The 24,316-nt window shown below is 64.2% G+C and carries 19 protein-coding genes; 10 read left to right on the top strand and 9 right to left on the bottom strand.

The window, feature by feature from the left end; all coding sequences use genetic code 11:
• Positions 1-123 precede the first annotated feature (123 nt).
• Positions 124-3,303 carry an efflux RND transporter permease subunit gene (locus tag AB7531_RS32280; RefSeq protein ID WP_063984693.1) on the top strand — a complete coding sequence of 1,060 codons (3,180 nt, stop codon included), beginning with the start codon at positions 124-126 and terminating at the stop codon, positions 3,301-3,303.
• Positions 3,290-4,495, top strand: a complete 1,206-nt coding sequence (locus AB7531_RS32275; RefSeq protein ID WP_063984692.1) for an efflux RND transporter periplasmic adaptor subunit — start codon at positions 3,290-3,292, stop codon at positions 4,493-4,495. The genes AB7531_RS32280 and AB7531_RS32275 overlap by 14 nt, the downstream gene beginning before the upstream one ends.
• A gap of 106 nt (positions 4,496-4,601) precedes the next feature.
• Here AB7531_RS32275 and AB7531_RS32270 read toward each other — a convergent pair whose 3' ends face one another.
• Together AB7531_RS32270 and AB7531_RS32265 are read right to left on the bottom strand one after the other, a co-directional pair.
• Positions 4,602-6,110, bottom strand: coding sequence for an acetyl-CoA acetyltransferase (locus tag AB7531_RS32270; RefSeq protein WP_063984691.1), 1,509 nt, complete (start codon positions 6,108-6,110; stop codon positions 4,602-4,604).
• Between the two features lie 154 nt (positions 6,111-6,264).
• Positions 6,265-7,398 carry a nitronate monooxygenase gene (locus tag AB7531_RS32265; RefSeq protein ID WP_063984690.1) on the bottom strand — a complete coding sequence of 378 codons (1,134 nt, stop codon included), beginning with the start codon at positions 7,396-7,398 and terminating at the stop codon, positions 6,265-6,267.
• 255 nt (positions 7,399-7,653) lie between these two features.
• Between AB7531_RS32265 and AB7531_RS32260 the strand changes: the two genes are divergently transcribed.
• Entirely contained in the window at positions 7,654-9,312 is a 1,659-nt protein-coding gene (locus tag AB7531_RS32260) for a flavin-containing monooxygenase (RefSeq protein WP_063984689.1), read from the top strand.
• Positions 9,313-9,497: 185 nt separating this feature from the next.
• Complete coding sequence (yghU, locus tag AB7531_RS32255) at positions 9,498-10,379, top strand: glutathione-dependent disulfide-bond oxidoreductase (RefSeq protein WP_063984688.1); 882 nt, start codon at positions 9,498-9,500, stop codon at positions 10,377-10,379.
• A 173-nt stretch (positions 10,380-10,552) separates the two neighbouring features.
• On the opposite strand, the gene AB7531_RS32250 is transcribed toward yghU, so the two are convergent.
• The 4 genes from AB7531_RS32250 to AB7531_RS32235 all read right to left on the bottom strand — a co-directional run bounded on the left by AB7531_RS32250 (position 10,553) and on the right by AB7531_RS32235 (position 14,220).
• Positions 10,553-11,170: a flavin reductase family protein gene (locus AB7531_RS32250; protein WP_063984687.1), complete on the bottom strand. Its 618-nt coding sequence runs from the start codon at positions 11,168-11,170 to the stop codon at positions 10,553-10,555.
• A 195-nt stretch (positions 11,171-11,365) separates the two neighbouring features.
• Positions 11,366-12,643, bottom strand: coding sequence for an acyl-CoA dehydrogenase family protein (locus AB7531_RS32245; protein WP_063984686.1), 1,278 nt, complete (start codon positions 12,641-12,643; stop codon positions 11,366-11,368).
• A gap of 307 nt (positions 12,644-12,950) precedes the next feature.
• Entirely contained in the window at positions 12,951-13,331 is a 381-nt protein-coding gene (locus AB7531_RS32240) for a VOC family protein (RefSeq protein ID WP_231144415.1), read from the bottom strand.
• Positions 13,332-13,440: 109 nt separating this feature from the next.
• On the bottom strand, positions 13,441-14,220 hold the full coding sequence (locus tag AB7531_RS32235; protein ID WP_063986559.1) for an SDR family NAD(P)-dependent oxidoreductase: 780 nt from the start codon (positions 14,218-14,220) through the stop codon (positions 13,441-13,443).
• Between the two features lie 179 nt (positions 14,221-14,399).
• On the opposite strand from AB7531_RS32235, the gene AB7531_RS32230 reads away from it, so the two are divergent.
• From AB7531_RS32230 to AB7531_RS32220, 3 genes are read left to right on the top strand one after another with little or no spacing between them, the layout of a single operon-like run.
• Entirely contained in the window at positions 14,400-15,188 is a 789-nt protein-coding gene (locus AB7531_RS32230; protein WP_028146899.1) for an enoyl-CoA hydratase/isomerase, read from the top strand.
• Positions 15,185-16,171, top strand: a complete 987-nt coding sequence (locus AB7531_RS32225; RefSeq protein ID WP_063984685.1) for a phosphotransferase family protein — start codon at positions 15,185-15,187, stop codon at positions 16,169-16,171. The genes AB7531_RS32230 and AB7531_RS32225 overlap by 4 nt, the downstream gene beginning before the upstream one ends.
• Before the next feature lie 3 nt (positions 16,172-16,174).
• Positions 16,175-16,546, top strand: coding sequence for a DUF6285 domain-containing protein (locus AB7531_RS32220; RefSeq protein WP_063984684.1), 372 nt, complete (start codon positions 16,175-16,177; stop codon positions 16,544-16,546).
• A 195-nt stretch (positions 16,547-16,741) separates the two neighbouring features.
• Here the strand turns inward: AB7531_RS32220 and AB7531_RS32215 are convergent, their stop codons facing one another.
• A complete protein-coding gene (locus AB7531_RS32215; protein WP_166351187.1) occupies positions 16,742-17,521 on the bottom strand; it encodes an enoyl-CoA hydratase-related protein in 780 nt (259 codons plus the stop codon).
• 212 nt (positions 17,522-17,733) lie between these two features.
• Between AB7531_RS32215 and AB7531_RS32210 the strand changes: the two genes are divergently transcribed.
• Positions 17,734-19,008, top strand: a complete 1,275-nt coding sequence (locus AB7531_RS32210; RefSeq protein ID WP_063984682.1) for an acyl-CoA dehydrogenase family protein — start codon at positions 17,734-17,736, stop codon at positions 19,006-19,008.
• Positions 19,009-19,138: 130 nt separating this feature from the next.
• On the opposite strand, the gene AB7531_RS32205 is transcribed toward AB7531_RS32210, so the two are convergent.
• Both AB7531_RS32205 and AB7531_RS32200 read right to left on the bottom strand, forming a co-directional pair.
• Positions 19,139-20,719 carry a fatty acid--CoA ligase gene (locus AB7531_RS32205; protein ID WP_063984681.1) on the bottom strand — a complete coding sequence of 527 codons (1,581 nt, stop codon included), beginning with the start codon at positions 20,717-20,719 and terminating at the stop codon, positions 19,139-19,141.
• A 79-nt stretch (positions 20,720-20,798) separates the two neighbouring features.
• Entirely contained in the window at positions 20,799-21,671 is an 873-nt protein-coding gene (locus AB7531_RS32200; protein WP_063986558.1) for an SDR family oxidoreductase, read from the bottom strand.
• 105 nt (positions 21,672-21,776) lie between these two features.
• Here AB7531_RS32200 and AB7531_RS32195 point away from each other — a divergent pair, with 105 nt between their 5' ends.
• The gene (locus AB7531_RS32195) at positions 21,777-22,586 is read left to right on the top strand and encodes a crotonase/enoyl-CoA hydratase family protein (RefSeq protein ID WP_063984680.1); all 810 of its coding nucleotides are present in this window, start codon (positions 21,777-21,779) and stop codon (positions 22,584-22,586) included.
• Positions 22,587-22,767: 181 nt separating this feature from the next.
• A complete protein-coding gene (locus AB7531_RS32190; RefSeq protein ID WP_231144416.1) occupies positions 22,768-24,312 on the top strand; it encodes an acyl-CoA synthetase in 1,545 nt (514 codons plus the stop codon).
• Positions 24,313-24,316: the final 4 nt, after the last annotated feature.

Below are 24,316 nucleotides of genomic sequence, written 5' to 3'. Positions count from 1 at the left end.
ATAGCAGGGAAGTGACCGCACGGGGCGGCGCCGTCGTTGGCCATTTCCACGGTGTTCGGGTAAATCAGCCTCAGGAACCCGTGGGGCGTGTTCCCTGTCCCCCGATTTGGAATTGCCTGACCGATGATTGCTCTGGTCCGTATTGCCCTGAGCCGACCCTACACGTTTGTCGTGCTCGCGCTTCTGCTCCTGATCATCGGGCCGCTCGCGGCCCTGCGGACGCCGACCGACATCTTCCCGGACATCCGCATCCCCGTGATCGGGGTGGTCTGGCAGTACACCGGCCTGCCGCCGGACCAGATGTCCGGCCGCATCACCACGCCGTTCCAGCGCGCGCTGACGACGACCGTCAACGACATCGAGCACATTACCGCCAACTCCTATAACGGCTTTGGCATCATCAAGATCTTCTTCCAGCCGAACGTCGACATCCGCACCGCCAACGCGCAGGTCACCGCGATCTCGCAGACGCTGCTGAAGCAGATGCCGCCGGGCGCAACGCCGCCCCTGATCCTGAACTACTCCGCCTCGACCGTTCCGATCATCCAGGTGGCGCTGTCGGGCGATGGCCTGACCGAGCAGAACCTCGCCGATATCGGCATTAATAACCTGCGCACCCCGCTGGTCACCGTGCCCGGCGCGGCGATCCCGTATCCGTTCGGCGGCAAGCAGCGCCAAATCCAGATCGACCTCGATCCGACCGCGCTCCAGGCGCGCGGCCTGTCGGGCCAGGACGTCGCCAACGCGCTCGCAGCCCAAAACCTGATCACGCCGGTCGGCACCCAGAAGATCGGCCAGTTCGAATACAACATCCAGCTCAACAACTCGCCGCTGAAGATCGACGAGCTCGGCAATCTGCCGATCAGGACCGTCAATGGCGCGATGGTCTATGTGCGCGACGTCGCGACCGTGCGTGACGGCAATCCGCCGCAGACCAACATCGTCCATGTCGACGGCAACCGCTCGGTGCTGATGATGGTGCTGAAGGCGGGCGCGACCTCGACGCTCGACATCATCGCCGGCATCAAGCAGAAGGTGATCGACGTCAAGGACCAGCTGCCGGACGCGCTGAAGATCGGCTTCATCGGCGACCAGTCGGTGTTCGTCCGCGGTGCGATTCAAGGCGTCGCGATCGAAGGCGTGATCGCGGCGCTGCTGACCAGCGTCATGATCCTGCTGTTCCTCGGCAGCTGGCGCTCCACGGTCATCATCGCGGTCTCGATCCCGCTCTCGGTGCTCGGCGCCATCGTCATGCTGTCGGCGATCGGCGAGACGCTCAACATCATGACGCTCGGCGGCCTTGCGCTCGCGGTCGGCATCCTCGTCGACGACGCCACCGTCACCATCGAGAACATCAACTACCATCTGGAGCAGGGTAAGCCGGTCGAGCAGTCGATCCTCGACGGCGCCAACCAGATCGTGACGCCGGCTTTCGTCTCGTTGCTGTGCATCTGCATCGTATTCGTGCCGATGTTCTTCCTCTCCGGCGTCGCCCGCTTCCTGTTCGTGCCGATGGCCGAAGCCGTGATGTTCGCGATGATCTGGTCGTTCATCCTGTCGCGCACGCTGGTGCCGACCATGGCGAACTATCTGCTGCAGGCGCACGTCCATCACGAGGGCGGCCCGCCGAAGTCGCGCAATCCGCTGGTTTGGTTCCAGCGCGGCTTCGAGAAGCGGTTCGAGCGCATCCGCGGCGGCTACCATAATCTGCTGGGACTGGCGCTGGTGCACCGCGCGGTGTTCGTGATCGGCTTCCTCTGCGTGGTCGGCGCGTCCTTCGCGCTGGTGCCGTTCCTCGGGCGCAACTTCTTCCCGGCGGTCGATGCCGGCAATATCCTGATGCATGTCCGCACCCAGGTCGGCACCCGCGTGGAGGAGACGGCCAACCAGCTCGCAGACGTCCAGAAGGCGATCCGCAAGCTGATCCCCGGCGAAATCGAGACGCTGACCGACAACATCGGCATGCCGATCTCCGGCATCAACATGACCTACAACAACACGGGCGTGATCGGCCCGCAGGACGGCGACATCCAGATCAAGCTGAAAGAGGGCCACAAGCCGACGGAAGAGCACGTGCGCGTGCTGCGCGAGCAGCTGCCGCGCCTGTTCCCCGGCGTCAGCTTCGCGTTCCTCCCCGCCGACATCGTCAGCCAGATCCTGAACTTCGGCGCGCCGGCGCCGATCGACCTGCAGATCCGCGGCGCCAACATCAACGCCAACTTTGCCTACGCCAACAACCTGCTGGCGAAGGTTCGCAAGATTCCCGGCGTTGCCGATGCGCGTATCCAGCAGTCGCCGAACAATCCCACCTTCAACATCGACGTCGACCGCACCCGCGCGCAATATGTCGGCCTGACCGAGCGCGACGTCACCAACAGCCTCGTGGTCAATCTCGCCGGCTCCTCGCAGGTAGCGCCGACCTACTACCTGAATCCGGACAACGGCGTGTCCTACTCGATCGTGATGCAGACGCCGCAATACCAGATCGACTCGCTCAGCGCGCTCCAGACGCTGCCGATCACGGCCACCGGCAATTCGCAATCGCCGATCCTCGGCGGCATCGCCGACATCAAGCGCTCGACCTCGAGCGCGGTGGTGTCGCAATACGACATCCAGTCGCTGGTGCAGATCTTTGCCACGACCTCGGGTCGCGATCTCGGCGCGGTCGCCGCCGACATCCGCCAGGTGATCGCCGACACCGCCAAGGACGTGCCGAAGGGCTCCTCCGTGGTGCTGCTCGGCCAGGTGCAGACCATGAACAGCGCCTTCACCGGTCTTCTGTTCGGCCTGCTCGGTGCCGTCGTGCTGATCTACTTCCTGATCGTCGTGAACTTCCAGTCCTGGTCCGATCCGTTCGTGATCATCACGGCGCTGCCGGCCGCGCTCGCCGGCATCGTCTGGATGCTGTTCATGACCGAGACGACGCTGTCGGTGCCGGCCCTGACCGGCGCGATCATGTGCATGGGCGTTGCCACCGCCAACAGCGTGCTGGTGATCTCCTTCGCCCGCGAGCGCTACGAGGAGCTCGGTGACCCCATCGCCGCTGCACTCGAGGCCGGCTTCGTCCGGTTCCGCCCGGTGCTGATGACCGCGCTCGCCATGATCATCGGCATGGCGCCGATGGCTTTGGGGCTCGGGGAGGGCGGCGAGCAGAATGCGCCGCTTGGCCGCGCCGTGATCGGCGGCCTGATCTTTGCAACTTTCGCCACGCTGATGTTTGTTCCCGTGGTGTTCAGTATGGTACACAAGAAACAGGGCGCCAAAGCCGCCGCCCCATTGGAGACTCCGCATGTCGCCCACTGAACCCCGCTCCCCGGTGTCGCACCGGAAACTGGGCATCTTCGGCGTGGTGGCGCTGATTGCGGCAGGCCTCGTCGTGGGTACCGGCATTCGTGCCCGCGAGGAGCAGGGCTCCAAGCTGAAGGAATGGACCGACGATCAGGCCGTTCCCAGCGTTGCGGTGACCCTGCCGAACGCAAAATCCCTCAACGGCACCATCGACCTGCCGGGTCGGCTCGAAGCCTATTACCGCGCGCCTATCTTCGCACGCGTCTCCGGCTATCTGAAGAGCTGGAGCGTCGACATGGGCGCGCGCGTCAAGGCGGGGCAGGTGATCGCCGAGATCGAGGCGCCCGACCTCGACCAGCAACTGCTTCAGGCCCGCGCCGACCTCGCCAGCCAGCAGGCCAGTGCCAGGCTCTCGGAAGCAACGCTCAACCGGCGCAAGACGCTGGTCGCCTCCAACTTCGTCTCCGCGCAGGAGATCGACGAGCGCACCGCCGATCTCTCCAACAAGAACGCGGCCGTCCACTCAGGCCAGGCAAATGTCGAACGGCTTGAAGCGCTGGCCGGCTACAAGAAGATCACGGTGCCGTTCGATGGCGTGGTCACGGCGCGCGATACCGACGTCGGCGCGTTGATCAATGCCGGCGGCGGCTCCGGCCCGGCGATGTTCGTGGTCTCCGACATCACCAAGCTGCGCGTTTACGTCAACGTTCCCCAGAACTACGTGCCTGCGATCAAGATCGGCGCCAAGGCCACCATGGTCATGCCGGAATACCCGAACCGGACATTCCAGGCGACGGTCGAGGCGTCCTCGCAGGCCGTCGACGTCGCCTCAGGAACCACCCGCATGCAGCTTCGGCTCGACAATTCCAACGGCGAGTTGATGCCCGGCGGCTATGCCAGCGTGAAGCTCAACCTTCAGCGCGACACCGCGCCGCTGAGCATTCCCGCCAGTGCCCTGATCTTCAACGGCAGCGGTCTGCGTGTTGCGACCGTCGGTCCCGACGACAAGGTGCAGTTCAAGACCGTGACCATCGCACGCGATCTCGGCAAGGAGATTGAACTCGCCTCGGGCATCGCACCCGACGACCGCGTGATCACTGCCCCGCCGGATGGTATTTCCGACGGCGACCAGGTTCGCGTCGCCGGCGGTGCCGGTGCCAAGGGCAAGCCGGCGACGGCGTCGGAGAAGCAGGCGCCGAAGGGCTAGGTTGATCTCGTAGGGTGGGCAAAGCGAAGCGTGCCCACCGTCTTCATGTGATTGGAGGAAGAATGGTGGGCACGGCGCAAGAGCGCCTTTGCCCACCCTACGAAAGCTACGCCACCCGCCACTCCGGCACGTCATCCGCGGCCATCGCGATCTCGCCGAGCGAGCCTACCGGCGTGCGATCCATGTTGAGCAGATGCGCCAGCGTCGCCGCGTCGCTCGCCGGAATGCGCGCGAGTGTGCGCCGCTCGTCCGCCGTCCGCAGCATCACCACACCGTGTTCGACATCGCCGCCGCGGCCATAGAGCATCGTAAAGCTCTCGACCTTGCCCCTGCCTGAAACCTCCGTGACGAACTCGGGCACCGCGCGCTTGTTGCGGTCGGCCTCGGCTTGCACGCTGGTCTCCTGCGCCAGCGCCGCACGTGGCGTCTTCGACACCACCAATGCGTGGTGCTTGGTGACGAAGCCGCCCTGGCCGTAGAGCAGCCCGAGCTTGGCACCATCGCGCACACGCCGCACCATCGCGCAGGCCGCATGCGTCATGTAGGTGTTGAGCGGCGCGCCGAAGAAGGTGAGACCACCGGTCACGGTCGGCTGCACGTCGGCCCCGAGGCCAAGCGTCCGCCGCGCCATCTTGGGCACGCAAGGGAAGCAGCTATAGAGCTCGATCGCGTCGAATCCGTCGCCGCCGGCGAGGTCCATCGCCGCCTTCAGCACCGCATTCTGTGGATGGCTTTCATGGAACTGATCGCGCAGGAGGTAATCCCGCGGCTCTTCGGCCGAGGCGCCACCGAGCGGATAGACCAGCTTGTCCTCGGCGATGCCGGCCGCGCGCGCCCTGGCGAGGCTGGTGAGCAGCAGCGCGCCGCCCATGTTGACGCTGGGGTTGGCGACCATGAGCTTGTTGTAGGGCCAGGCGATCAGGCGGTTGTCCGCCGACGGCGTCGTGATCTCGTCCGGCGCATAGCGCCGCTTCAGCCAGGCGTTGGGATTTTCGGCGGCGGCTTCGGAGTAGCGCGACCACAGCGTGCCGGACTCTGCCATGGCTTCGCGCGGCGTCTGGCCCCAATGGGCGGAGGAGGCGGACTCATAGAATGGATAAACCGTGACGGGACGGAACACGCCGAGCTTCACCGCGAGCGGCTTCTGGAATGCCGCACCACGCTTGGGCTCCTCGACGTCATGGGCGAACGGCGTCCAGGGTAGCTTGATCCCGGCGCGCTCAGCCTTGGTCGCGGTCGACTGCGCCTCCGCACCGCAGACTGCCGCCACCGTGCACTCGCCACGCGCGATGCGTTTTGCCGCCTCGTGGATGTAGCGGATCGGGCTCTCGCCGCCGACCGGGCCGTAATAGCAATGCGCCGGCGCAATGCCGAGCCGCTGCGCCAAAAGCTTTTCCGGATCGCGATAGCGCCAGCTCAGGAAGTTGACGACGTCGAGCGACTGCACCTCGCCAAGCAGTTTTGCGCCGGCGTCCTGCTCGGCCCGCCGTAGCGCCTGTTCGAGCAGATCCAACGGCTCGAGGCCGTCGGTAATCTCCTTGGGTCGGTCGATGATCTCGCCGACGCCGACGATGACGGGGATGAGGTCTTCCGGGATATTGGTCTTGTCAGTCATAATCTCGATTCACGATGTTAGTTGCTTCGTCATTGCGAGGAGCTCGCGACAAAATTGCGAAGCAATTTTGCGTTGTAGCGACGAAGCAATCCAGAAATGCATCAGCGGAGGCAGTCTGGATTGCTTCGCTTCGCTCGCAATGACGATGTGGATGCTACTCCGCCACCAGCGCATTCATGTGCTCGACGGCCTCGGCAAATTCTTCCTTGAACTCCTGCACCACCGCGCCCGCCGACTTCACGCTGTCGATCAGGCCGACGCCCTGGCCGACGAAATAGCTGACGAGGTCGCGCGCTTTGGCGTTGCCGCTCGCCGCCGCGCGGTCGATCGCGTTGAAGGCGTCGCGGCTGATGACGCTTTGCAGCGGCATCGGCAGCGCGCCTGGGCTTTCCGGCGCGCGGTCCCAGGCATCGGTCCAGACCGAGCGGAGCTGGCGTGCCGGCTTGCCGGTGCGCCCCTTCGAACGGATCGCGTCGCGCGAGGATGCCGCGATCATCTTCTCGCGGAAGATCTCCGTGGTCTCGGCCTCGACGGTGGCGAGCCACACCGAACCGGTCCAGGCGCCGGCCGCGCCCATCGCCATGCAGGCGGCCATCTGCCGTCCCGTCATGATGCCGCCGGCCGCGAGCACCGGCACGTCGCGGATGTTCTTGATCGCCTTGATCACCTCCGGCACCAGCACCAGGGTGGAGACCTCGCCGCAATGGCCGCCGGCCTCGGTGCCCTGCACCACGAGAATGTCGACGCCGGCCGCAACCTGCCGCAACGCATGCTCCTTGGCGCCGACGAGGGCGGCAACCGGCACGCCGTGCTTCCTGCCCATCTCGATCATCGCCTTCGGCGGCACGCCCAGCGCGTTGGCGATCAATCGGATCGGATGGTTGAAGGAGACCTCGAGCAGCTGAAGTGCGGTCTTCGCGTCGAACGGTTGCGGCTGATTGTCGGCCACATCACTTGTCGTCAACTCGATATCGTACTTCATCAGGAGGTCGCGCGTGTAGGCGCGGTGCTCCTGCGGTACGCGCGCCTCCAGGCTCTTCCAGGTGACGTCCTTCTCGCCCGCGGTCGAGATGTTTTCGGGGATCAGGACGTCGATGCCGTAGGGCTTGCCGTCGACATGCTCGTCGATCCATTTCAGCTCGCGTTCGAGCGTGTCGGGCGTGTGCACGGTGGCACCCAACACGCCAAAGCCGCCGGCACGGCTGACGGCGGCAACGACGTCGCGGCAATGGCTGAAGGCGAGCAGCGGGAACTCGATGCCCAGCATGTCGCAGATCGGCGATTTCATGGCTCTCTCCCGGCAGCCGTCGCGTTGCTGTTGTTGCTTTGCTTGAGCGAAGGCGCTTCGAAGCTAGCCCATCGTCGTCAACGATGCCAATCCGGATTTGGCCGCGCATCTTGCGTGCAGACGCCACGCGGCGGATGAGCCATTCCGCTGCACAAAATAAACAGGCCAGAGCCCGCCGATTTGTCTCTTGCGCTTTTGTGAGTCTGTGAGAATGCTGGCGCAAACAAAGAGAAAACAGCGAGGGAGCGCCAACCGATGTCGCAAGCGCAAGCGAGTCCGGCTCGAACCGTGAAAGCTTACGACGTGGTCGTCGTCGGCGCGGGCTTTGCCGGCATGTACATGCTGCACCGCCTGCGCGGTCTTGGCTTCTCGGCGCGCGTCTATGAGCAGGGCGGTGGCGTCGGCGGCACCTGGTACTGGAATCGCTATCCCGGCGCGCGCTGCGATGTCGAGAGCATGCAGTATTCCTACTCGTTCTCGGAAGAGCTTCAGCAGGAGTGGGACTGGAGCGAGCGCTACGCGCCGCAGCCGGAGATCCTGAACTACGCCAACCACGTTGCCGACCGTTTTGATCTTCGCCGCGACATCCAGTTCGACACCCGCGTCGAGCGCGCGGCGTTCGACGCGCGGGCGAAGTGCTGGTCGGTGACGACGTCCGACGGCAAGACGGTTGAGGCGCAGTTCATCGTGCTCGCGACCGGCTGCCTCTCGAACGCGCGCAAGCCCGACATCAAGGGCCTTGAGAGCTTCAAGGGACCGGTCTACCACACTGGCAGCTGGCCGCATGAAGACGTCGACTTCACGGGCTTGCGCGTCGGCTTGATCGGGACGGGATCGTCTGGCATCCAATCGACGCCCGTCATCGCCGAACAAGCAAGACATCTCACCGTGTTTCAGCGCACGGCGAATTTTTCGATTCCCGCGCGCAACGCCGCGCTGACCGACGAAGAACGCAGTAACGTCCGCAAGACCTATCCGGAGATCCGCCGCTTCGCCCGCGAAGTCGCGCGCAACGGCATTTTCGCCGAGCAACCCGATCGCGGCGCGCTCGACGACAGCGATGAGACCAGGAATGGCAAATATTCGGCGCGCTGGGAGCGCGGCGGGCTCACCTTCATGTATGTCTACAACAATCTCGGCCTCGAGCCGTCCGCGAACGATACCGCGGCGAACTTCGTGCGCAGCAAGATCGCCGAGATCGTGAAGGACCCCGAAACCGCGAAGCTGCTCCAGCCCAACAGCCATCCGATCGGCACCAAGCGCATCTGCATCGATACGGATTATTTCGCGACCTTCAACCGGCCGAACGTCTCGCTGGTCGATATCAAGACCAATCCGATCGAGGAGATCACCGCGAATGCCGTGCGTGTCGCAGGCAAGGACCACGAGGTCGACGCGCTGGTGATGGCGACGGGGTTCGATGCCATGACCGGCTCGGTCGCGAAGATCGACATCAGTGGCCCGGGCGGACGGACGCTGAACGAGAAATGGGCGGAAGGCCCAAAGACCTATCTCGGGCTGATGAGCGCGGGCTTTCCGAACCTCTTCATCATCACCGGCCCCGGCAGTCCGTCGGTGCTCTCGAACATGATCGTCTCGATCGAGCAGCATGTCGATTGGATCACCGATTGCCTCGTCCACATGCGCAGGCAGGGTGTTGCCACCATGGAGGCAAGCGGGGAGGCCGAGGACAAGTGGGTCGCCCATGTCAACGAGGTCGCCCGCGGCACGCTCTATCCGCAGGCCAATTCCTGGTACATGGGCGCCAACATTCCAGGCAAGCCGCGCATCTTCATGCCCTATATCGGCGGCGTCGGTGTCTACCGCCGGATCTGCGACGAGGTCGCGGCGAAGGGATATGAGGGGTTTTTGCTGGGGCGGGCCGAGCAGGGGCTGACGGCAGCCGCGTCCTGAACCTGGCTCTTTCCGATCGTTATTCCCGGGGGGCGCGGAGCGGCGGGCGCGGAACGAGGGCGGGGAAGTGGCCTGCCATGACGAAACGTAGAGTTGCCCTGCCCGGCAATGCATTTCTGCGCCCTTGCCATCGGCCATTCGCGGGCTAATTAATGCAGGCGCATCTTTTTCGCCGGAGCCCCCGCATGACCGACGCCCCCGCCTACGTGCCGCCCAAAGTCTGGACCTGGAACAAGGAGAACGGCGGGCAGTTCGCCAGCATCAACCGCCCCATTGCCGGCGCGACCCACGACAAGGAGCTGCCGGTCGGCAAGCATCCCTTCCAGCTCTATTCGCTGGCGACGCCGAATGGCGTGAAGGTCACGGTGATGCTGGAGGAACTGCTGGCGCTCGGCCACAAGGGCGCGGAATACGATGCCTGGCTGATCAGGATCGGCAATGGCGACCAGTTCGGCAGCGGCTTTGTCGACATCAACCCGAATTCGAAAATTCCCGCGCTGGTGGACCGCTCCGGTCCGGAGCCGATCCGGGTGTTCGAATCCGGCTCGATCCTGGTCTATCTCGCCGAGAAGTTCGGCGCCTTCCTGCCAAAGGACATCAAGAGCCGCACCGAGGCGATGTCCTGGCTGTTCTGGCAGATGGGCAGCGCGCCCTATCTCGGCGGCGGTTTTGGTCACTTCTACGCCTACGCGCCGACCAAGATCGAATACGCCATCGACCGCTTTGCGATGGAGGTCAAGCGCCAGCTCGACGTGCTCGACCGGCGCCTTGCCGACAACGAGTACCTCGCGGGCAATGATTACACCATCGCCGACATCGCGGTGTGGCCCTGGTACGGCGCGCTCGCCAAGGGGCTGGTCTATGGCGCCGGCGAATTCCTGTCGGTGCAGGACTACAAGCACGTGCAGCGCTGGACCGATCAGATCGCCAAGCGTCCGGCCGTCAAGCGCGGCCGCATGGTCAACCGCGTCTCCGGCGATCCCGCCAGCCAGCTCCACGAGCGGCACGACGCCGGCGATTTCGACACCAAGACCCAGGACAAGATCGGCGAGCCGGCCGCGACGTAGGTGGTGCTCGCTTCACCTCGCCCCACTTGCGGGGAGAGGTCGAATTCGATCGAAGATCGAATTCGGGTGAGGGGGACTCTCCGCGAGTCCAACTCACACTGTTTTCTCGGAGGCAGCCCCTCACCCCAGCCCTCTCCCCGTAAGAACGGGGCGAGGGAGCGCGATGGCGCGGCCTACTTCCCCTTCGCCCCTTCCGCCGCCGGAAACACCACTCGATCATCCGTGCGGCAGTAGCGATCGGCGAACATGCGGCCGATCGGGTGATAGCGGTCCATGTGCACCCGCATCGCCTTGTCGTCCCACAGTTCGTCGCGGATATGGAAGTGGATGCCTTCGCCCATGATCAGCCGGCGATCGTCGTTGACGTCGATCATCTTCCAGAGCTTGCACTCCATCGCCCAGGGCGTGTCGGCGAGCCGCGGCACGGCGATCTTCGCCGACGGTGCGAGCTTCAGCCCGAGATAGTCAGGCTCGCCCACTTCAGGGGGAAAGTCGCCGCTGCTCTCGTGCATGGCCTTCGCCAGCGGCTCGTCGGCGAGGTTGACCACGAACTCGCCAGTGCGCTGGATGTTGAGGAACGTGTCCTTGTCCTGGCCGTTGGGCTTGCGGTTCGCCGCGAACATGCACAGCGGCGGATCTTCGCAGAAGGCGTTGAAGAAGCTGAACGGCGCGGCGTTGACGATTCCGGTCGGCCCGACCGAGGTCACCCACGCGATCGGCCGTGGCAGGATGAAGGACGTCAGCACCTTGTAGCGCTCGCGTGGCGTCAGGTCGCTGGCGGCGTATTCCATGGTGGCTCCGTGAGTTGTCGCCCCGCTCATGTCCGCCGAAGCTTTAGCGAAGGCGGATGCGGGGAGAGGTCGAATTCGATCGCAGATCGAATTCGGGTGAGGGGGTACAGGTCCCTCGATGATCTCACGTGTAGAGAGAGGCCCCTCACCCCAACCCTCTCCCCGTAAGAACGGGGAGAGGGGGAGGAGAGACTTTTACGCCATGCTCAGCTCGTGGCGTCCCACCACCATCCAGTGCACCTCGTCCGGACCGTCGGCGAAGCGCAGATGGCGCACGTCCTGGTACATCTCGGCAAGCGGGGTCCAGTGCGAGATGCCGGTGGCACCGTGCATCTGGATCGACTGGTCGATGATCTTGCAGGCGCGCTCCGGCACCATGGCCTTGACCATGGAGACCCAGACGCGGGCCTCCTTGTTGCCGAGCACGTCCATGGCCTTGGCGGCCTTCAGCACCATCAGCCGCATCGCCTCGATCTCGCAGCGCGCCTGCGCGATGATCTGCATGTTGCCGCCGAGATGGGCAATCTTCTTGCCGAAGGCCTCACGGGTGAGGCCACGCTGCACCATCAGATCAAGCGCCTTCTCGGCCTTGCCGATGGTGCGCATGCAGTGATGGATGCGGCCCGGGCCGAGGCGGAGCTGCGAGATCTCGAAGCCGCGGCCTTCGCCGAGCAGCATGTTCTCCTTGGGCACGCGGACGTTGTTGAAGCGCATGTGCATGTGGCCGCGCGGGGCGTGGTCCTGGCCGAATACGTACATGGGCCCGAGCACCTCGACGCCGGGCGTATCGCGCGGCACCAGGATCTGCGACTGCTGCTTGCTCGGCGCCGCATCCGGATTGGTCTTCACCATCACGATGAGGATCTTGCAGCGGGGATCGCCGACGCCGGAGATGTAATATTTCTCGCCGTTGATGACCCATTCGTCGCCGACGAGCTTTGCGGTCGTCGAAATGTTCTTGGCGTCGGAGGAGGCGACGTTCGGCTCGGTCATGACATAGGCCGAGCGGATCTCGCCGTCCATCAGCGGCTTCAGCCACTTCTCCTTCTGCTCCTTGGTGCCGACGCGCTCCAACACTTCCATGTTGCCCGTGTCCGGCGCCGAGCAGTTCATCGTCTCGGAGGCCAGCGGACTCTTGCCCAGTTCGGAGGCGATATAGGCGTAGTCGAGATTCTTCAGGCCCTGGCCGGTCTCGTCGTCGGGCAGGAAGAAGTTCCACAGGCCTTCCTTCTTGGCCTTGTTCTTGGCGACCTCGAGCACCTCGAGCTGCTTCGGGGTGAAGCTCCAGCGATCCTGCTTGCCTTCGCCGGCCTTGGCGAATTCGATCGACATCGGCTCGACGGTGTCGCGGATGAATTTCCTGACGTGATCGTAGAGCGGCCGGACCTGGTCCGACATGCGCAGATCGTTGAGCTCGTCGCCGGGATTGAGAGTGTAGTTGGTGGTGCGGGGTATGTAGGCGTGCTTTGTCATTGTTCCTCCCGGGGTCACTGAGATCGCGTTGGGCCGCAGAATAGTCGCAGCGCGGCCAAAGCGCGAGCGCACATTTTTTCAGGCGACCCATGCCATGCGATGGAATATCGCGAGCGTGTTTGAAATGTTGTTTGAACGGGGTGAGGAGGCAGGTGCGGGCCGCACTCACTGTTGTCATCGCCCGGCTTGACCGGACGATCCAGTACTCCGTGACGTCAGCGATTTACGGAGAAGCCGCGGCGTACTGGATTCCCCGCTCCAGTGCGCAATTGCGCACAAGGCGGGGAATGACACCGTCCTGGAGCAATCAGTTCGGCAGCCGATGCATCGCGCAGATCTTGTTGCCATCGAGGTCGCGCAAATAAGCGATGTAGAGCTTGTTCCCTGCGCCCTCCCGGATGCCGGGCGGATTCTCGATCGGCGTTCCGCCGGCGGCGACACCGGCTGCGTGCCACTTGTCGACCTGCTCAGGCGAGTTGGCGGCAAAGCCGATGGTGCTGCCATTCGCACACGTGGCGGCCTCGCCGTTGATCGGCTTCGTCACCGAGAACACGCCGGTCTTGGTGATGTAGAAGATGCGATGGCCGTCGACCCTGGCCGGGCGCACCTCGAGCGTGCCGAGCAGCTGGTCGTAAAAAGCCTTGGCCTTGTCGAGATCGTTGGTGCCGATCATGATGTGTGAGAACATTTGCCCATTCCCCTCAGAGTTTGTAGCCCGGATGGAGCGCAGCGAAATCCGGGTCTTGCTTGTTTTTGAAAATCCCGGATTACGCTTCGCTCCATCCGGGCTACGAGATTCAAAACGCCGTATAGCCGCCGTCGATCACGAACGTATCCGCGGTGTGATACGACGACGCCTTGCTCATCAGATACACCGCGATGCCGCCGAAATCGCTGGCCTCGCCGAAGCGCCGCATCGGAATGCGCGGCATCACATTGGCGACGAACTTCTCGTTGGCCATGATGCCCGCGGTCATGTCGCTCTTGATCCAGCCGGGCAGGATCGCGTTCGCGGTGACGCCGTGACGCGCCAGCTCGACGCCGAGCGCGCGCACCAGCGCGTTGATCGCGGCCTTGGTCGCGGCATAATGCTCGTTGCGCGCCGTGCCGAAGATCGAGGCGAGGCTCGATGTCGCGACCAGCCGGCCGAAGGGATCGCCGGCATTGGCGCGTTCGGTCATGTGTTTTGCGGCGGCCTGGAACGCGTGGAACACGCCGTCGAGATTGGTCGCAAACATCGTGCGCCATTCTTCCTCGGTGCGCTCGATGAAGGAACGCCGGCCGCCGCCGCCGATTCCGGCATTGGCAAAGCAGCCGTCGACCCGGCCGAAAATGTCGAGCGTCGCCTTCATCGCGGCATTGACCGAAGCCGGATCGGTGACGTCGCAGACGCGGGTGTCGACCTTGCCGGAGAGGCCCGTCATGCTCGCGGCAGCAGCCTTGTTCTTGTCAGGATTGCGGCCCCAGATCGAGACGTTGCAGCCCTGGCCGGCGAGCGCCTGCGCGATGCCGAGCCCGATACCGCCATTTCCGCCGGTGATCACGGCGACGCGGCCGGTGAGGTCGAAAAGGTTCATGGCGCGTTTCCTGTTTTTGGCACGGGCGCGCACCAGCCTGTGCGCGCAAGATTGTGCGATACGACGACAAGGTATGTTCGGACCACCATGGACAAGGCCGCGACAAAAATCAAATATGCGCCCCGGCAAAACTAATTCCGGTCTGCGAAACATCGCTAGTACCAACTGACGAGGAAACCATGCAGTTCAAACACGTCACGCTCGATTTCGATGGTTCGGTCGCGATCCTCCGGCTCGACCATCAGGAGGTGATGAACGCGGTCTCCATGGACATGCTGGGTGGCCTCTCCGATGCCCTCGACGCGATCGAGGAGAAGAAGGGCGAGGTCCGCTGCGTGGTGCTGACCGGCGCGGGGCGGGCGTTCTGCACCGGTGCGAATCTGCAGGGGCGCAACAACCAGTCGAAGAAAACCAAGGCCGGCCTGACGCTCGAGACCGGCTTTCATCCCTTCTTGCGGCGCATCCGCAATCTGCATTGCCCGATCGTGACCGCGGTCAACGGCCCGGCGGCCGGCGCCGGCATGAGCTTCGCACTGCTCGGCGACATGATTTTGTGCGCGCGGTCCTCTTATTTTCTTCAAGCGTTTCGTCGCATCGGCCTGGTGCCGGATTGCGGCTCGACCTGGCTGCTGCCGCGCCTGATCGGCCGGGCGCGCTCGGTCGAATTGTCGCTGATGGGTGAGCGGCTGCCGGCCGAGAAGGCGCTGGAATGGGGCCTCGTCAACCGCGTCTATGACGACGGCGTGCTGATGGAGGAGGCGATGAAGCTTGCGCGCGACCTTGCCAGCGGCCCGACCGTCGCGCTGTCGCTGATCCGCAAGCTCTACTGGGACAGCCCCGAAAATTCGTTCGAGGATCAGCTCAATCTCGAATTCCAGTGCCAGCTGCGTGCCGGCGACACGGACGATTTCCGTGAAGGCGTTGGCGCGTTCCTGGAGAAGCGCCCGGCGCAGTTCAAAGGCAAATGATCGAGGCCGAGCTCTCCCGCAGCGTCGCGCGCTGGTGCGAAGGGGCGACCGGCGTCACCGGCGCAGCAAAACTGTCCGGCGGCGCCAGCCAGGAAACCTGGCGCTTCGACATCGAGCATCCCGATGGGCTGATCGGCGCGATCCTGCGACGCTCGCCGAAGGGCTATGGCGCCGCGCCGACGCGCGCGGCGGGTCTCGCCGCTGAAGCGCAGTTGATGCAGCTCGCTTTCGAGGCAGGCGTGCCGTCGCCGCGCGTCATGCATGTGCTGACGCCGGACGAAAATCTCGGCACCGGCTTCATCATGCAGCGGGTCGAGGGCGAGACCATCGCCCGCAAGATTCTTCGCGATGATGAGTACGCGGCGGCGCGGCCGCGTCTCGCGCGGCAGATCGGTGGCGTGCTCGCCGGCCTGCACAAACTGCCGCAGGACAAGCTGCCCGAGCTGCGCAGCCGGTCCGCGACTCAGGAGATCGGCGAGTTCGAGCGCGACTATCGCAGCCTGAACTGGCCCAAGCCCGTGTTCGAGCTGGCGCTGCGCTGGCTGCGCGACCATGATCCCGGTCCCTCGGCCGAGATGACGCTGGTGCACGGCGATTTCCGCAACGGCAATCTGATCATCGGCGCCGACGGTGTCCGTGCCGTGCTCGACTGGGAGCTCGCCCATCTCGGCGATCCCATGGAGGATCTCGGCTGGGTCTGCGTCAATTCCTGGCGTTTTGGTGAGATCGACAAGCCGGTCGGCGGTTTTGGCACACGCGAGGAGTTGTTTGCCGGCTACGAAGCGGCAGGCCGAAAAGTCGATCCCGTGCGCGTAAAATTCTGGGAAGTGATGGGCACGCTGCGCTGGGGCATCATGTGCGGCGGCATGATGCAGCGGTTTCGCGAGGGGCCTGACCATTCGATGGAACGCGCCATGATCGGCCGCCGCGCCAGCGAGACCGAGATCGATCTGTTGCGGCTGCTGGCGCCGCGCGGGAGCTGACACATGCAGGACGAACCAACACCGACCGAGCTGACCAAGGCGGTCGCCGATTTCCTCCGCAACGACATCACGCCGCTGATCTCGGGCCACCAGGCCTTCAAGCTGCGCGTCGCCGTCAACATCCTCGACCTCGTCACGCGGCAGCTGACGCAGGAGGAGGGGAGCGACGCGAAGGAAGTCGAGCGTTTGCGCGCGCTGATGGGCATGGATGGCTCGGTCACCGATCTCAACCGCGCGCTCGCCGAGCGCATCGCCACGGGCGAGATCGACCTCGCAACGCCGGGGCTCGCCGAGCATCTGTGGGCGACCACGATGGACAAGCTCGCGGTGGACCAGCCGAATTACGCGTCATACAAGCGGGAGCTGGGGCGATAGGCGGGTAGACGGTGCCATATTCTCCGCTGTCATCGCCCGCCTAGTGCGCAATTGCGCACAGGGGCGGGCGATCCAGTATTCCAGAGACGGCAGTGAGATACGTTGAAGCCGCGGCGTACTGGATGCCCCGGTCAAGCCGGGGCATGACACCTGTGGTGTTGGGGCATCCGTCGTCGTGACGAGGAGAGCGGCGCTCTACTTCCCCACCCATTTCGGTGGCCGCTTCTCCGAGAATGCCTTTGGGCCCTCGATATAATCCTGCGAGGCCACCATCGCCTTCACCGCCGGATATTCGCGCTGCTCCTCGATCGCCTGTTCCAGTGACACGGCGAGGCCCTTCTGGATGGTCTGCTTCGATGCCCGGATCGACATCGGCGAGTTCTTGGTGATCATCTCCGCCCAGCGCAGCGCGCCCGACAGCGCCTCGCCCTGCGGCACCACCTCGTTGACGAAGCCGAGTTCGTGGCCCTCCTTGGCGCTGACATGGCGCGCGGTGAGGATCATGCCCATGGCGCGCTTCAGCCCGATCTGGCGCGGCAGGCGATGGAGGCCGCCGGCGAGTGCGGCGAGGCCGACGCGTGGCTCGGGCAGGGCGAAGGTCGCGTTCTCGGACGCGATGATCAGGTCGCAGGCGAGCGCGATCTCGAAGCCGCCGCCCATGGCGACGCCGTTGACCGCGGCGATGATCGGCTTGTCGCAGTCGAATCGCGAGGTGAGGCCGGCAAAGCCGCCCTTGTCCCAGCCGCGCTTGCCGCCCGCCGCCTGCCATTTCAGATCGTTGCCGGCGCAGAACGCCTTGTCGCCGGCGCCGGTGACGACCGCGACCCACTGCTCGGGGTCGGCGGAGAAGTCGTCGAACACCTTGTTGAGCTCGAAATGCGCATCGATGTGCAGCGCGTTGTAGACCTCGGGCCGCGACAGCGTGATGATCGTGATTGGCCCCTTGCGTTCCACTTTTGAGAATTTCAGATCCATCGCGCGCTCCCGCATTTTCTCGTGAAGGAATATTGCGGACATACTAGCGCGCGTCGGCGCCGCGACACCATCGAATTGCGCGGGCGCGCCTTGCGCCCGTCACACGCCTTGCCTTGCTTGACTTGCGCGCGCACTTCTCACCTTAATCGTGCGAAGCAAAAAGCGCGGTAGCGCCTTAACGCAAAACAACAAAATCAATCCGGGAGAGAGCCGTGGATTTCTCATTGCCTGCCGATCTCGTCGCCTATCTCGGAGAGCTCGATCGCTTCATCGAACGCGAGATCAAGCCGCTCGAACAAGCCGACGACAACATCCGCTTCTTCGACCATCGCCGCGAATGGGCGCGCACCGATTTCGACAATGGCGGCCTGCCGCGCCATGAATGGGAAGCGCTGCTGCGCAAGGCCAAGGATCTGGCGGACGCCGCCGGCCATCTGCGCTTTCCGGTGCCGAAGCAATATGGCGGCAAGGACGGCTCCAACCTCTGGATGGCCGTGATCCGCGAGCACTTTGCCGCCAAGGGTCTCGGCCTGCACAACGATCTCCAGAACGAGCACTCCATCGTCGGCAATTTCCCTGTTGTCACCATGCTCGATCGCTATGGCCGCGACGACCAGAAGGCGATGATCGACGGCTCGATCAAGGGCAAGTACCGCATCACCTTTGGATTGACGGAGCCGCATCACGGCTCGGACGCCACCCACATGGAGACGCGCGCGGTGCCCGCGACCCGCGACAACGTCAAGGGCTGGATCATCAACGGCGAGAAGATGTGGACGACCGGCATGCACGTCGCCACGCATTGCGCGCTGTTCGCGCGCACCTCGGGCAATGACGGAGATGCCCGCGGCATCACCTGCTTCCTGGTTCCGGCCAAGAGCCATGGCGTGAAGGTCGAGGAATACATGTGGACCTTCAACATGCCAACCGACCATCCCCGCGTCAGCTTTACGGACGTGTTCGTGCCGGAGGATGCGTTGTTCGGCGAAGTCGGCCGCGGCCTGTCGCTGGCGCAGTGCTTCGTGCACCAGAACCGCATCCGCCAGGCGGCAAGCTCGCTCGGTGCTGCCGTCTACTGCATCAACGAGAGTGTGAAATACGCGCGCGAGCGAAAGCCGTTTGGCAGGGCGCTGGCCGAGAATCAGGCGATCCAGTTCCCACTCGTCGAGCTCGCCACGCAAGCCGAGATGCTGCGCCTTTTGATCCGCAAGACGGCGTGGGAGATGGACAAGCTCACCGAGGAGCAGATCGAGCGCACGCTCTCCGACCGCGTCTCCATGTGCAACTACTGGGCAAACCGCCTCTGCTGCGAATCCGCCGACCGCGCCATGCAAGTCCACGGCGGCATGGGCTATTCACGCCACAAGCCGTTCGAGCACATCTACCGCCACCACCGCCGCTATCGCATCACGGAGGGGAGTGAGGAGATCCAGATGCGCAAGGTGGCGGGGTTCTTGTTCGGGTATATGGGGCCGGGGAAGCATTGAGCGGTTGCTGCGAAGCATCGCTGCCGTAGGGTGGGCAAAGCGGAGCGTGCCCACCGTTCTTGTTGCAAACGAAGATTGGTGGGCACGGCGCTTCGCGCCTTTGCCCACCCTACGGTACCGCACCAAGCGGTCAGTTCACCCTTCTATCCTTCCCCGCCCAATAAGGCTCGCGCAGCTGCCGCCGCAAAATCTTGCCTGACGGGTTCCTCGGCAGGGCCGGCAAAAACTCCACGCTCTTCGGCGTCTTGAACCCGGCAATGCGTTCGCGGGTGAAGTTGATGATGTCGGTGGCGGTCGCCTGCTTGCCGGGCTTCATCACCACGACGGCCTTCACGGCCTCGCCCCATTTGTCGTCGGGCACGCCGATCACGGCGGCTTCCGCGACATCGGGATGATCGCACAGCGCGCTCTCGACCTCGGCGGGGTAGATGTTCTCGCCGCCGGAGATGATCATGTCCTTGATGCGGTCGTGGATGTAGAGGTATCCGTCCTCGTCCATGTAGCCGGCGTCGCCCGTGCGCAGCCAGCCATCGCCGCGCAGGGTCGCCGCAGTCGCCTCCGGCAGGTTCCAATAGCCGGCCATGTTGGAGCCTGAGCGCGTCGCGATCTCGCCGACCTCGCGCGGCGGCAGCGGCTTGCCGTCCGCATCCAGGATCGCGATCTCGACGCCCGGCAGCGCCTTGCCGGCCGAGCGCATCCGCTCGAGGCCCTCGACGTGGTCCTCCGGCGGCAGCGCGACGATGGTGCCTGTCGTCTCGGTCATGCCGTACATCTGCACGAAGCCGCATTTGAAGATCTCGATGCATTCCTTCAGCAGCGCCGCCGGAATCGGCGAGGCGCCATACAGCATGTATTTCAGCCGCGAGAAATCGACCGTCCTCGCGCGCGGCTGCCGCACCACGAACTGCATCGCCGCCGGCACCATGAACAGCTTTGTGATGCCCGACTGCTCGAAGAAATCCAGAACCTTGGTTGGATCGAACTCGCGCGCGATCACGCCGCGGGCGCCGTGATAGAGTCCCATCACGCCCCAGCCGGAGCCGCCGATGTGGAAAATCGGCATCGCCACCAGCGACACGTCGTCGGTGGACCACCGATTCCATTCCGGCTTGTCCTCGGCATTGCCGGTTTGCACGAGGTTGAGGAAGTTCGCATGCGACAGCATCGCGCCTTTCGGCTTGCCTGTCGTGCCCGACGTGTAGAGCTGGATCGCGATGTCCTTCGTGTCGATCGGCACCTTCGGGTCGTCGCCGCTTTGCGCATCGCGCCAGGCTGTAAAATCCTGCCATTCCGGCGCGCCGCCTTCGGTGGTGATGACAGTGCGCACGCTGGGCAACTGGTCCTTGATCTGGCGGACCTGGGTGACGAACTCTGGCCCCACAAACAGAACCGGCGCCTTGCAATCGGCGACAATGAAGGCGACCTCGGGCCCGGCGAGGCGCCAGTTCACCGGCGCCATCACCACGCCGGCCTTCATCGCGCCCATCAGCAGCTCGAAATAGAGATCACTGTTCTTGCCGAGATAGGCGATGCGGTCGCCGCGTCTGACGCCCATCGCGATCAATGCGTTGGCGACCTTGTTGGTCTTGACGTCGAACTCGGCAAAGCTGGTGACGCGGCCCTCGAACTCGTAGGCGGTGGCATTGCCGCGGCTGGTCGCGCGCTCGCGCACCATGTCGGCGAGATTCGCCAATGGCTGTGTGGTGGACATGTCTCTCCCGTGGCATCTTGTTTTTGTGTCGCGGAGTGTGGCGTCATCCGCGGGCAAAGACAATACGGGAGAGAGCGAGCTACCCCCGCTTGGCCCGGTCCTTCTCGTTCTGCGCCATGATGCTCTCGCGCGCGGTTTTCCAGTCGTCGTCGCTCCAGTCGCGGAGCTGGTAGAAATTGCCGCCCATCGCCAGCGCCTGCGCGCCGTCCATGGCGATGGTCTCGCCGCTGATCCAGTCGCAGCCGCCGGAGATCAGGAACACCGCGAGGTTCTGCAATTCCTCCATGGTGCCGACGCGGCCCATCGGGTTCATGGCCTTGGTGCGCGCGCCGGCTTCGTCGCCGGGCTTGATGCGCTTGCTCATGCCCTCGGTCGGGATCTCGCCCGGCGCGATGGTGTTGAGGCGGATGCCGTAGCGGCCCCATTCGGTCGCGAGCGACATCGTCATGGCGTGGATCGCTGACTTGCTCATCGCGGACGGCACCACGTAAGGCGAGCCGTTGCGCACCCAGGTCGTGGTGATGGAAACGACATTGCCGGGCTGCTTCAAGGCGATCCAGCGCTTGCCGACCGCATGGGTCACATAGAACGTGCCGTGCATCACGATGTTGGCGACGGCATCGAAGCCGCGGGGCGAGAGCTCTTCGCTGCGCGAGATGAAATTGCCGGCCGCGTTGTTGATGAGATCGGTGAGGGGAGCGTCACGAAAGATGGTCTCGATCATCTCTTCGACCGCGAGCGCGTTGCGGATGTCGACGCCGTGGCTGGTGACGCGGCCACCATACTCAGCCATCAGCTCGGTCGCGGTCTCGTCGCACACGATCTTGCGCCGGCCGCAGATGTGCACCTCTGCTCCAAGCTGGAGGAAGCGCGCCGCCATCGACTTGCCGAGCCCGGTGCCGCCACCGGTGACAAGGATGTTCCGGCCGGCCAGAAGATTTTCCTTGAACATGGCTGTTTCCTCCGCAGGCATTGTCAGTTAATTGGTCGATTGACTAAATCCGGCCGCCGGCTTCCTGTAAAGCGGCACTGAACAAGAACAGGGGAGAATTCATCCATGGAAGAGCGCGTCTCGATCTCGATCTCGGAAGGCGTCGCCGACGTGCGCCTAGTGCGCGCGGACAAGATGAATGCGCTCGATCAGGCGATGTTCGAGGCCCTTGTTGCCGCAACCGACCGGCTTTCGAAGGAAAAGGGCGTGCGTGTCGTCGTGCTCTCGGGCGAAGGCCGCGCCTTCTGCGCCGGTCTCGACATGGGGCGTTTTGCCGCCATGAAGGAGAAGGGCGGCAACGGAATTCCGGGTGGCGAAAATCGCGACCTCACGGCGCGTACGCACGGCCAGGCGAACTTTCCGCAACAGGCGGTGTGGGGCTGGCGCCAGCTTCCGGTTCCCGTGATCGCGGCCGTGCACGGCGTCGCTTTCGGCGGTGGGTTCCAGCTCTCGCTCGGTGCCGACATGCGCTTTCTCTCACCGGATGCGCGGATGTCGGTGATGGAGATCAAATGGGGCCTCGTGCCCGACATGGCGGGCACGCCGATCCTGGCCTCGCTCGTGCGCGACGACATCCTGCGCGATCTCACCTACACCGGCCGCATCTTCTCCGCACAGGAGGCGATGAACTACGGCCTCGCGACGCGCATCTGCGACGACCCTCGCGCCACGGCTCTCGAAGTCGCGCGCGAGATCGCCGGCAAGAGCCCCGATGCGATCCGCGCCGCAAAGCGCCTGCTCAACAATCTCTCGGTCGATCCCGGCCCGGCGCTGCTCGCCGAGTCCATCGAGCAGCAGAAGCTGATCGGTCGTGCGAACCAGACCGAAGCGGTGCGCTCCAATCTGGAGAAGCGTGCGGCGAGGTATGTGGATTAGTAACTCCCCGTCATTCCGGGGCGATGCGTAGCATCGAGCCCGGAATCCATAACCACGATCGGGAGTATGGATTCTCAGATGCGCAATTGCGCATCGTAGCTTGCGCCTTCGGCGCATCCCGGAATGACGATCGCGGGTGTGGCTACAATTTTGAACCGACGAAAGATCGGAAAAGCAACAAATGAGCGAAACGTCCCCATTCCTCGGCATCGTCTCCGGCGAGCGCCGCCGTACCCACGCCGAAGTCGCCAACCGCGCGGATCGCATCGCGAGCGGCCTCGCCAAAATCGGCGTCAAGCAGGGCGATTGCGTCTGCATGCTGATGCGCAACGACATCGCCTTCCTCGAAGCCGCCTACGCTGCGATGCGGCTCGGGGCCTATGGCGTGCCGATCAACTGGCACTTCAAGCCGGAGGAGATCAACTACATCCTTGGCGATACCGGCACGTCCGTGCTGATCGGGCATGCCGACATGCTGCACGCCCTGCGCGATGCCATCCCGAAAGGCGTCACCGTGCTCAGCGTGCCGACCCCGCTGGAGATCCTGTCCAACTACAAGATCGACCCCGATCACCTGAAGACGCCGGACTTCGCGATCGATTTCGAATCCTGGCTTGCGCAACACCAGCCCTATGACGGCCCGGTCGTGCCGCAGCCCATGAACATGATCTACACGTCAGGCACGACCGGCCATCCAAAGGGCGTGCGGCGCAATGCGCCGACGCCGGAACAGGCGGCGGCCGGCGAGCGCATGCGTGCGATGATCTATGGGCTCAAGCCCGGCGCCCGCGCGATCCTGCCGGGTCCGCTCTATCACTCCGCGCCAAATTCGTTCGGCATCCGCGCCGGCAAGCTCGGCGGCGCGCTGGTGCTGATGCCGCGGTTCGAGGCGGAAGAATTTCTTGAGCTGATCGAACGGTACAAGATCGACACCATCTTCATGGTGCCGACCATGTTCATCCGCCTGATGAAGCTGCCTGAGGCGGTGCGCAAGAAATACGATGTCTCGTCGCTGCGCCACATCATCCATGCCGCCGCGCCATGTCCGGCCGACGTCAAGCGCGCCATGATCGAATGGTGGGGGCCGGTGATCTACGAATTCTACGGCTCGACTGAATCCAGCGCCGTCACCTTCGCGACCTCTGAGGATGCGCTCAAAAAGCCCGGCACCGTCGGCAAGATTTCCCCCGGCGCCGAACTGCGCTTCATCGGCGATGACGGCAGCGTGCTCCCCGTGGGCGAAATCGGCGAGATCTATTCCCGCATGGCCGAAATGGCTGACTTCACCTACCACAACAAGCCGGAGAAGCGCGCCGAGATCGACCGTGACGGTTTCATCACCTCCGGCGATGTCGGCTATATCGACGAGGACGGCTACGTCTTCATCTGCGACCGCAAGCGCGACATGGTGATCTCAGGCGGCGTCAACATCTATCCGGCCGAGATCGAATCCGTGCTGCATGCCGTGCCCGGCGTGCATGATTGCGCCGTGTTCGGCATCCCCGATGCCGAGTTCGGCGAGGCGCTGATGGCGGTGGTCGAGCCGCAACCGGGTGTCACGCTCGATGCCGGCGATATCCGCACCCGGCTCAAGGGCTCGCTCGCCGACTACAAGGTGCCCAAGCACATCGAGATTCGCACGAGCCTGCCGCGCGAAGACTCCGGAAAGATCTTCAAACGCCGCCTGCGCGATCCCTATTGGGAGCAGGCGGGGCGGAAGATTTGAAAGC

This window comes from Bradyrhizobium sp. 63_E2_N1_3, from assembly GCF_052076005.1.
Lineage (GTDB): Bacteria > Pseudomonadota > Alphaproteobacteria > Rhizobiales > Xanthobacteraceae > Bradyrhizobium > Bradyrhizobium barranii.
Note: the sequence above shows the minus strand (reverse complement) of the source record. Positions and strands in the feature narration are given on the sequence as shown.